General features: G+C 26.9%; 10 protein-coding genes. 2 read left to right on the top strand and 8 right to left on the bottom strand.

Annotated elements, in window-relative coordinates; translation table 11 throughout:
- Window positions 1-24: 24 nt before the first annotated feature.
- From JWF52_RS18660 to alr, 5 genes are all read right to left on the bottom strand, one after another.
- Window positions 25-771: a glucosaminidase domain-containing protein gene (locus JWF52_RS18660; protein WP_208334972.1), complete on the bottom strand. Its 747-nt coding sequence runs from the start codon at window positions 769-771 to the stop codon at window positions 25-27.
- Between the two features lie 255 nt (window positions 772-1,026).
- Window positions 1,027-1,935, bottom strand: coding sequence for a S66 peptidase family protein (locus JWF52_RS18655; protein ID WP_208334971.1), 909 nt, complete (start codon window positions 1,933-1,935; stop codon window positions 1,027-1,029).
- Between the two features lie 14 nt (window positions 1,936-1,949).
- The gene (locus tag JWF52_RS18650; protein WP_208334970.1) at window positions 1,950-2,486 is read right to left on the bottom strand and encodes a spore maturation protein; all 537 of its coding nucleotides are present in this window, start codon (window positions 2,484-2,486) and stop codon (window positions 1,950-1,952) included.
- A 27-nt stretch (window positions 2,487-2,513) separates the two neighbouring features.
- A complete protein-coding gene (locus JWF52_RS18645; protein ID WP_208334969.1) occupies window positions 2,514-3,122 on the bottom strand; it encodes a nucleoside recognition domain-containing protein in 609 nt (202 codons plus the stop codon).
- Window positions 3,123-3,151: 29 nt separating this feature from the next.
- Entirely contained in the window at window positions 3,152-4,285 is a 1,134-nt protein-coding gene (gene alr / locus JWF52_RS18640; protein WP_208334968.1) for an alanine racemase, read from the bottom strand.
- A 187-nt stretch (window positions 4,286-4,472) separates the two neighbouring features.
- Between alr and JWF52_RS18635 the strand changes: the two genes are divergently transcribed.
- The gene (locus JWF52_RS18635; protein WP_208334967.1) at window positions 4,473-5,267 is read left to right on the top strand and encodes a M55 family metallopeptidase; all 795 of its coding nucleotides are present in this window, start codon (window positions 4,473-4,475) and stop codon (window positions 5,265-5,267) included.
- Window positions 5,268-5,310: 43 nt separating this feature from the next.
- On the opposite strand, the gene JWF52_RS18630 is transcribed toward JWF52_RS18635, so the two are convergent.
- Window positions 5,311-6,552, bottom strand: a complete 1,242-nt coding sequence (locus JWF52_RS18630) for a peptidase U32 family protein (RefSeq protein WP_208334966.1) — start codon at window positions 6,550-6,552, stop codon at window positions 5,311-5,313.
- Between the two features lie 286 nt (window positions 6,553-6,838).
- A complete protein-coding gene (locus JWF52_RS18625) occupies window positions 6,839-8,740 on the bottom strand; it encodes an endonuclease MutS2 (protein ID WP_208334965.1) in 1,902 nt (633 codons plus the stop codon).
- Between the two features lie 333 nt (window positions 8,741-9,073).
- On the opposite strand from JWF52_RS18625, the gene JWF52_RS18620 reads away from it, so the two are divergent.
- Window positions 9,074-9,460, top strand: coding sequence for a hypothetical protein (locus JWF52_RS18620; RefSeq protein WP_208334964.1), 387 nt, complete (start codon window positions 9,074-9,076; stop codon window positions 9,458-9,460).
- 93 nt (window positions 9,461-9,553) lie between these two features.
- On the opposite strand, the gene JWF52_RS18615 is transcribed toward JWF52_RS18620, so the two are convergent.
- Window positions 9,554-9,724 (bottom strand): hypothetical protein, encoded by a 171-nt coding sequence (locus JWF52_RS18615; RefSeq protein WP_208334963.1) that lies wholly within the window; start codon window positions 9,722-9,724, stop codon window positions 9,554-9,556.
- Between the last annotated feature and the right edge of the window lie 96 nt (window positions 9,725-9,820).

Genomic DNA, 9,820 nt, shown 5'->3' with positions numbered 1-9,820 from the left:
TTTATAAGCTTTTAATTTTATTAATTATAAATATAATTTTTTATATGTTTTAAGAAAATCATTTGCTAAGCTATCTACTTTTCCATTCCAATTTTTGCCTTTACCTTCATCTGGGCAATAATTTATCTGTACTGAGTCAACGGATACACCATTATAATACACAGCTCCTTTTGTTAGATAATTTTTAGATAAATGTCTTGCAGTCTGTATTATAGAATCATATTGGCTATTGAACAAACGTCCTTCTGAATTGTCACTGTAAACCTCATATCCAGTTAAATTATTATCTTCTACAGCTCTTCTTGATGTTGCAAATCCACTTTCTAAAGCTACTATAGCAGCCATAGCAAAAGCATTAACTCCATATTTATTTTCTGCATCTACTAAGGCTTTTGATAAATGAGCCATAGTACTTGCACCATTGTAAGTTAACAGAACTGATTTTAATTCTTGTTCTGTTATACCACTAATGGCTGTAATATTTTCTCTTAGATATGTAATATTTTCTTTTCTTAATTTTTCTACTTTTTTTAACTCTAAATCTTTTTGTTTTATTTTTCTTTCTTTTTCTAATTTACTTTGTTCTTTTAATTTTTCAGAATCCGAATTTTCATATTTTATTGATTTTACAACTGTATTTACTTTTTTATTAATAACGCTCATTGAGCTTAAATTAAAATTATCTTCTATGTTACTTACTGATGATGAATTAAAACTTAACATCATAGATGATAAACATATTAAGCTAACTACTCTTTTACTCAATCTCATGTTATTTATCCCCTTTTGAAAAAATATAAAGTATATTATATAATTCACTAAATTATTTCATATTCCCTTCATATAATTTATCGTTGAAATTTCAAAGAAAATTCGAATTCCATTAAAATACTTATTATGACTTTTATTTTTTATCTTTTAGGCTAGTTATTTTTAAAATTAGTTAAATTTCTCTTTTATTCGATTTTTTTATTTGTCGTATATTACTATATTTTTTTATACTCTTTTTAAGCAATTATTTTATAATTATCTAAAAAATTGTACAGTTTGATTACTTGCATCTAATTTACATTTAATTCCAAAAGGTATTGTTATCATAGGCATACAGTGACCAGATTTTAAATTATATATACAAGGCTTATTATATTTTTCTACTCTATCCTTTAGTATTTCTTCTATTGTAAATTCTTCATCATCATCTTTTTGACAGTCACAAAAATCACCAAATATTATTCCTTCGCAATCATCAAACTTACCTGCAAGACCTAACTGTGTCAACATCCTATCTATTTTATAAATTGACTCTCCTACTTCTTCTATAAATATTATTTTTCCTTTTGTATTTACTTCATACTTACTACCAATTGTTGACACTAATAAAGATAAATTTCCTCCTATTAATTTTCCTTCACAACTACCATTTGATATAGTAATTATTTTTTCATTTCTAGGATTTGATATTTCTAATTTGTGACTCATATTTATACTATCTAATAAAGATTTATATGTAAATGAATCCCACTCTAAAACACTTCCAGCCATTACACCATGTATAGTTGCTAAATTAGCCTTTTGATTAAATGCTATATGGAGTGATGTTATGTCTGAAAAACCTACGAAAAATTTTGGATTTGATCTTATAATATCATAATCTATCATATCTAATATTCTAGGAGTACCATAACCTCCTCTTATGCAAATTATGCCTGATACTTCTTTATCTAAAAACATATCTTCTATATCTTTAGCTCTTATTTTATCTTCTCCTGATAAGTATCCTTTATATCTTCTTCTTAAACTTTTGCCAAATTTAACTTTATATCCTAAATCTTTAAACCCCATTTCGATTTCTTCTAAACTATACTTGCTAAATGGACTAGATGGCGCTATTATACCTATAGTGTCTCCTATTTTTAATCCCTTTGGAAATATCATATATTCATCTCCTTCTACATAAACATAATGTTAGCTACTATAACGGCTACTATTATTCCTACTGCATCTGCTATAAGTCCTACTGGTAATGCATGTCTAGTTTTCTTTATTCCTACTGCCCCAAAATAAACTGCTAATACATAAAAAGTTGTTTCTGTACAACCATTTATAACTGAAGCCATTCTACCTATAAGTGAATCTGGTCCATGAACTGTAAATAACTCATTCATAATACCTGATGCTCCACCACCAGATAAAGGTCTCATCATAGCCATTGGTAATACTTCGGAAGGCATACCTATTTTATTTGTAATAGGTGCAAATAAATCAGTTATTAAATCCATCGCACCTGATGCTCTAAATACTCCTATAGCCACTAACATTCCTACTAAAAATGGTATTATTGTTATTGCAGTTGTAAACCCATCCTTTGCCCCTTCTGTAAATGCTTCATATACCTTGACTTTTTTTACAAGAGCATATATAGGTATACTTACCATAAAAAATGGTATAGCATACAATGATATTCCATTTATAATATTTTCAAACATTTATACTCCCCCTAAAATAATTTAACCTTACATATTCTCTATTTTTTTAGATTTATTATTTTTAGAAAATTTCTCAAATATTTTTACAACTATCACTGCCGCTATTGCAGAAATTAATGTTGCAACTAATGTAGGCCCTATTATTTCAGATGGGTTAGCTGATCCCGCTGCAGCTCTATATGCTATAACACTTGAAGATACTAATGTTACAGATGCTGTATTTATAGCTAAAAACATACACATTGCATTTGTAGCAGTGTCTTTTTCTTCATTTAGTGTTTGTAATTCTTTCATCGCTTTTATCCCTAGTGGTGTGGCAGCATTTCCAAGCCCTAGTATATTTGCTGCAAAATTCATAACCATAGCTCCCATAGCTGGGTGATCTTGAGGCACATCTGGAAATAACTTTTTCATTATTGGTCTTAACCACTTACCTATAAGTTGAACCAAACCAGCTTCTTCAGCTATTTTCATAAGCCCTAGCCATAAAGCCATAACTCCTATTAATCCTATAGATAATTCTACTGCAGTTTCTGCATTCGATATGGCGGCATCAGTTACTGCTTGCGTATTACCTGTAAAAACTCCTATTATCACCCCTCCTACTAATAAAGCAAACCATACATAATTTAACACTAAAACTCCCCCTTCTAATATTTTAAATATTAGTTATTTTCTATGTAATCTACTATTTTGTAAACTTTATTGTTTTTCAAGTAAACTCTTGGGACTCTTCTTGAAACTAAAGATAGTATTTCGTTTCTATTTGTTTGAGCAAACTTAGATACATCTAATAACTTTGGTCCATCATTTCCATAAAATATCACTTCATCATTTTCTTTTGCACACTTTACGTTACTTAAATCAATCATACACTGATCCATACACATTTTTCCTATTATATTCGCTTTATAACCATTTACGCTTACAAAACCTTGGTTTGACAATAATCTCGGTATTCCATCACTATATCCACAAGGAATAGTTCCTATTTTTATATTTTTAGGTGCTATAAATGTATAATCATAACTTATACCTTGTCCTCTTTTTATATTTCTTATTTGAGTTATCTTGCTTTTAAATGTCATTGCTGGTTTTAGTTGCATATTAGTTTTTCTGCTGTTATAACCATAAAGGCTAGATCCTACTCTGACCATATCCATATTTAAATTTTTATACTCAACCATACCTATGCTATCGCATATATGCTTTATAGGTATATTTATATCTTTTATACTATCTAGACATTTTTTAAATAGCTCATACTGAGTATAATCGCTTTTTATATCCTTTAGGGCTAAATGAGAATATATACCATCTATATATATATTTGGTAATCTATAAATATCGTGTATTATATTAGATGTATTATTATCTATATCAAATCCAAGTCTGTTAAAACCTGTATTTATTTTTATATGTATTTTAGCAACTTTATTTAAATCTTTTGCAACTTCTGATACTAACTTTACATATGAATATGAAAATATAGTTATAATTACGTCTTCTTTTATAGCTAATTTTATAAAATCACTTGGTATATCTCCCATTACTAATATTTTTGAATTTATATTTTCATTTCTAAGTTCTATAGCTTCATTTAATCCAGCCACACATATATAATCTACATTTTCTTCTTCTAACAATTTAGCTACTTCTACAGCTCCATGACCATATGCATTAGCTTTTAAGACAGCACCTATTTTTACATTTTTATTGATACTTTCTTTTATTTGTATGTAATTATGCTTTATGTAATCTAGATTAATTTCTACCCATGTAGGTCTTAATAGTCTCAATCTTATGCCTCCTTTATTAAAGCTAAATTATATTTACAATTTAGTTCTATATATGTTCCATATTTCTTATTATTAATATATAGTTAAAATCCTTATATATTCCATATTTTTGCTTATATTACCTATTTTTAGCTTTTTATGGTTTATATATTTTTAATTTAATATTAAAATTTATGGAGGAATTAGTATGAAAATTTATCTAAGTGCTGATATAGAAGGAACTTGTGGAATTGTAGACTGGGATGAAACTAAATTAGATAGTAATATAGGAAGCTATCATAGAGATCAGATGACAAAAGAAGTTAATGCGGCTTGCATAGGAGCAAATTTTGCTAATGCTACTAATATTTTAGTTAAAGATGCACATGATAGTGCTAGAAGTATAAATCCATTATCACTTCCTGAAAATGTTAGCATACTAAGAGGATGGACTAGAGATCCTCTTGTAATGATGGCCGGTATTAATAAAAGTTTCGATGCTTGCATTTTTATTGGCTATCATAGTGGATCTAGCAAAAATGGAAATCCTTTATCTCACACTATGCATTGTGACTATGACTATATAAAAATAAATGGAAATATAGTAAGTGAATTTACTATAAACTCATATACTGCCGCTTATTTTGGAGTACCTATAGCTTTTGTCAGTGGTGATGAAATGCTTTGTAATGAAGTAAATAAAATCAATCCAAATATTATTACTGTACCAGTATCAAAAGGTATTGGAAATGCATCTATATCTATTCATCCTAATTTAGCATTAAATAAAATAAAAGACGGTGTTAAAAATGCATTAACAGGAGATTTATCTAGACATATAATAAAGTTACCTGATAAATTTGAGATAGAAATAAAGTTTAGACAACATTATAAAGCCTATAAATCTTCTTTTTATCCTGGTGTAAAACAGATTAATTCTCAAACTATACAATTTAAAACTGATGATTACTATGAATTTTTAAGAATGCTTTTCTTTTTATAAAAATAGACACTATACCATATGGTATAGTGTCTATTTTTATAATTTATAATACATTCATAGTTACTATTGGCTTTCTTAATATATAATCTTTATCAAGCTTTATATCTAATTTCATTTTTACTATTTGCTTTGCACGAGGTGCAGATTCTATTGGTTCTCCATTTTCATCGTACATTTCTTCAATAGTACTAAACATAGTTTCTTTATAAGGTCCTATTATTTCTATTTTATCTCCAACATACATTTTATTTCTTTGTTCTACTGTGTGAAGTCCGCTCTCTTCATCATAATTTTTTACAATACCTATAAAATCATAATTTCTTATATATGATGCAGATTTGTAATTATGAGCATTAGAATCTGGTCTATCTAAATAGAACCCTGTGCTATAATCTCTATGACTTCCTTTTTTTAATTCTTCTAGCCACATAGGATTAAATTTCCAATTCTCAGGGTCTGCATAATATGCATCTATTGCCATTCTATAAGCCCTAACTGTTGTAGCTACGTAGTAAGAAGTTTTCATTCTACCTTCTATTTTAAGGCTCGTTATACCACTTTCAAATATCTCTGGTATATACTCTATCATACATAAATCTTTTGAGTTAAAGAAGAATTCTGGATCTATTCCTTCAACTACTGGTTCATATTCTCTTGGCGCTTTTTCTTCCACTAATGTATACTTCCATCTACATGATTGTGCACATGAACCTCTATTTGCGTCTCTTCCTGTTGTATAATTACTTATTACACATTTTCCAGAATATGACATACACATAGCCCCATGTACAAATGATTCTATATCCATATCTTTTGGACAATTATCACTTATTTCTTTTATTTCCTTAAATGATAATTCCCTTGCCGTAACAATTCTTTTAGCTCCTAGATTATACCAAAAATTTGCTGCATCTGAATTTGTTGTACTCGCTTGAGTACTTATGTGTATTTCCATATTTGGAACTATTTTTTTTACCATAGTAAATACACCCGGGTCACTTACTATAACTGCATCAACACCTATTTCTTGAAGGTCTAATAAATATTCTTCAATTTGAAGGAATTCGTCATTTCTTGGTATTATATTCATAGTAACAAAGACTTGCCTATTACGCTCATGAGCAAATCTTACACCTTCTGCCATTTCTTCTTTAGTGAAATTTTTAGCAGCAGACCTCATTCCAAATATTTCTCCACCTATATACACTGCATCAGCTCCATAGGTAAAAGCTATCTTTAATCTTTCTAAATCACCTGCTGGTGCTAATAATTCTACTTTTCTCATTTTGTCTCCTTGTTTATCTGTATTTTAATAGTCTTTAAGACTCAATAAATATATAAAATATTTTACCCAAATAGAATTTCATCAAACTTTTATTATATATTGATATTTTATATTTAGGATGATTTTCACCTTGATAATTATATCATATATTTACAAATATCTAATTGTATTTTTTATATTCTTTTATAATATACCTATTTCTTTTACTAATATTTCGCTCTTGTATATGTAAACTTATCTTTAAATAATATAAAAAGCTAGAGTATATTCTCTAGCTTTTGTATTATTATCTATTTTGATTTATTTCTTTTTGAATCTGCTTTAAGATTTTTTTAGACCCTCTTTTTATATCTTTTTCAAGTTTTCTATCTTTATAATCAATGAATAAGCTATCCATATCATATCCCTGTGGATATAATTGGTCTGCTTTTATATGAAGCTTAATCTTTTTTACATTCACTTCTAAAAATGTATCTTTATATAATACTTCTACATTATTAAATTTATCAACTGGCTTATAAATTATTGCAAAATCATCTTTATCTAATAATTTCACACTATCACCTATATTATATATAGGAATTTCATTTATGATTTCTTCTTTATTTTCTTTTGATATCATTATTTTATTTTCTTTAACTAAATCAAAATTATAATTCTTGTCACTTATATAATTTTTAGCTCTATTTAATACTTTATCTTTTATACCCATCTTTTTAGATATAAATAATGCATTACTATCTTCACTACTTCCAATAGTTAGTTTATAAAGGGGCTCTAATGTATTTTTATTAAACATCATTCCAGCATTTTCAAAATGAGGATGCAGAGATGCAAACTTTTTAATTTCGCCATAATGAGTTGATGCTACCGTTATACACCCCATTTGATAAAACTCTTCAAGTATTGAAATAGCAAGTCCAGCTCCTTCATTTGGCTCAGTTCCACTTCCTATCTCGTCAAATATTAAAAGAGTCGATTTATTACTATCGTTCATAATATCTGCAATATTTTTTATGTGAGAAGAAAATGTACTTAATGAATTTTCTATACTTTGATTATCTCCAATATCTACAAATATATTTTCAAAGATACTCATTTCAGTCCCTTCTTTTGCGCATATATCAAGGCCCAAACTAGTCATAAGACTTAACAGTCCTACTGTTTTTAATGAAATAGTTTTTCCACCTGCATTAGGACCTGTTATTACTAAAGATCTATAATCTTTTCCTATTTCAAAATTAAGAGGTATAACATTACCTTTTAAAAGTGGGTGTTTTCCATCTATTATTTTAATATATCCTATATCATTTACCTTTGGTGTAATTGCTTTGTTATTTAGACTATATTTAGCTTTAGCAAAAACCATATCATATTCTGATATTATCTCTATATTTAACTTTATCATCATTGTTTTCTCAAATATAAGTTCTGTTAAATATGATAAAATTTTATATTCTTCTATAGCTTCTTCACTCTTTAATGAAATAAGTTCTAAACTAAATTTTGAAACAGTAGAAGGCTCTATGAATACAGTACTTCCTTTTGATGAAGTATCAAGAATTACTCCATCAACTTCATTTTTATACGAAGATTTAATAGGTATTACATATCTATCATCTCTTTTGCTTATTATAAATTCTTGTATATATTTTTTATTTGAACTTGATGTTAAAAACTTGTTAAGCCTATCTTTTATCTTTGCCTCAAAAGATTCTATATTTCTCCTGATTTTTTTTAACTCTTTAGATGCACTAGAATCTACTTTATTATTTTTTATAGAGTAATTTATCTCATTTTCAATAGTTTCACACTCTGTTATATTTAAAGCATAAGAACTTAATGTAGGTGAATAAAACTCTTTATTTGCCATAAATGATTTTATTTTTGAGCAACCTCTTAAAAAATCTTCTATATGAACTAATTCACTAGGTTCTAGTATCATTCCCTTATCAACTTTATCGATAATTGGCGTTATATTAAATAGTCCTTCCAAAGGTATATGATTACTATTTTCTAATATCTTTCTACTTTCTTCATTTTCCTTTAATCTTCTTTTTACTACATTTATATTTTTACTTGGACTTAGTTTGTCTATAAGTTCTTTTCCAAGGGAACTTACGCAATATATTTTTATTAGCTCTTTTAACTCGTTTAATTGTAATTTTTCAAATGTATTTTGATTCATTTTTATTCTCCTTTATTTATAAATGTGCAGTTTTTATAATTTACACATCTTAATAAATAAGGAATTTTTTATTTTATAAACTCCTTATTTATTAAGAAGTCTACCTACGAGCTCAGCATAATTAGTTTTTTTCATAAAACACACTCCTATTTTATATTTCAAATCTTTATATATTATTTCATAGTTTTAAAACTAGTTCAATAAAAATATTTGAATTATTAATCTTTTTATATTTAACCATAAAACTTTCTATTAAATTTTATTAATTGTAGTATAATAGTATTAACATTTTTATACAATAATAGATGTAATTTAATAGAAAAAGGTGAATTTATGGATTTATTAAAATTTGATGATTTAAGTTTATTTAAAAGTATTGCTCTTGATGAAGAAACTTTAATGATGCACAGTAAATGTGGAAAGTATAGTTTTTATATCAACTTTAAGGATGAAATTAGAGGTGTTGATTATTATGAGTTAGCTATAGCCACAGAAGATTCAGTTGGTTTTATAAATAAATCAGGAAATGCTAGTGTTATAAAAAAAGTAGTATTAGATACACTAGCTAACAAAAAAGGTGATAACTTAGTAGATGATAAAAAGAAATCTATACCTAGTAAAGTTTCTAAATCTGTCAAATCTAACGCTAAACAAAATAACTCTATATATAATAAAAAAAGAAGGAATATTACTTATTCCTTCTTTTTTTATTATATATAGAGTTATTTTGTTTAGCGTTAGATTTGACAGATTTAGAAACTTTACTAGGTATAGATTTCTTTTTTATCATCTACTAAGTTATCACCTTTTTTGTTAGCTAGTGTATCTAATACTACTTTTTTTTATAACACTAGCATTTCCTGATTTATTTATAAAACCAACTGAATCTTCTGTGGCTATAGCTAACTCATAATAATCAACACCTCTAATTTCATCCTTAAAGTTGATATAAAAACTATACTTTCCACATTTACTGTGCATCATTTAAAGTTTCTTCATCAAGAGCAATACTTTTAAATAAACTTAAATCATCAAATTTTAATAAATCCATAAATTCATCCTTTTTCTATTAAATTACAT

The organism is Clostridium sp. CCUG 7971 (assembly GCF_017590215.1).
Lineage (GTDB): Bacteria > Bacillota > Clostridia > Peptostreptococcales > Peptostreptococcaceae > Faecalimicrobium.
Note: the sequence above shows the minus strand (reverse complement) of the source record. Positions and strands in the feature narration are given on the sequence as shown.

Bases quoted from the DNA above. Each gene is read 5' to 3' on its own strand.
- JWF52_RS18630 (WP_208334966.1), bottom strand. From the start codon at position 6,552: ATGAGAAAAGTAGAATTATTAGCACCAGCAGGTGATTTAGAAAGATTA.
- JWF52_RS18650 (WP_208334970.1), bottom strand. From the start codon at position 2,486: ATGTTTGAAAATATTATAAATGGAATATCATTGTATGCTATACCATTT.
- JWF52_RS18625 (WP_208334965.1), bottom strand. From the start codon at position 8,740: ATGAATCAAAATACATTTGAAAAATTACAATTAAACGAGTTAAAAGAG.
- JWF52_RS18635 (WP_208334967.1), top strand. From the start codon at position 4,473: ATGAAAATTTATCTAAGTGCTGATATAGAAGGAACTTGTGGAATTGTA.
- JWF52_RS18660 (WP_208334972.1), bottom strand. From the start codon at position 771: ATGAGATTGAGTAAAAGAGTAGTTAGCTTAATATGTTTATCATCTATG.
- JWF52_RS18615 (WP_208334963.1), bottom strand. From the start codon at position 9,724: ATGATGCACAGTAAATGTGGAAAGTATAGTTTTTATATCAACTTTAAG.
- JWF52_RS18655 (WP_208334971.1), bottom strand. From the start codon at position 1,935: ATGATATTTCCAAAGGGATTAAAAATAGGAGACACTATAGGTATAATA.
- JWF52_RS18620 (WP_208334964.1), top strand. From the start codon at position 9,074: ATGGATTTATTAAAATTTGATGATTTAAGTTTATTTAAAAGTATTGCT.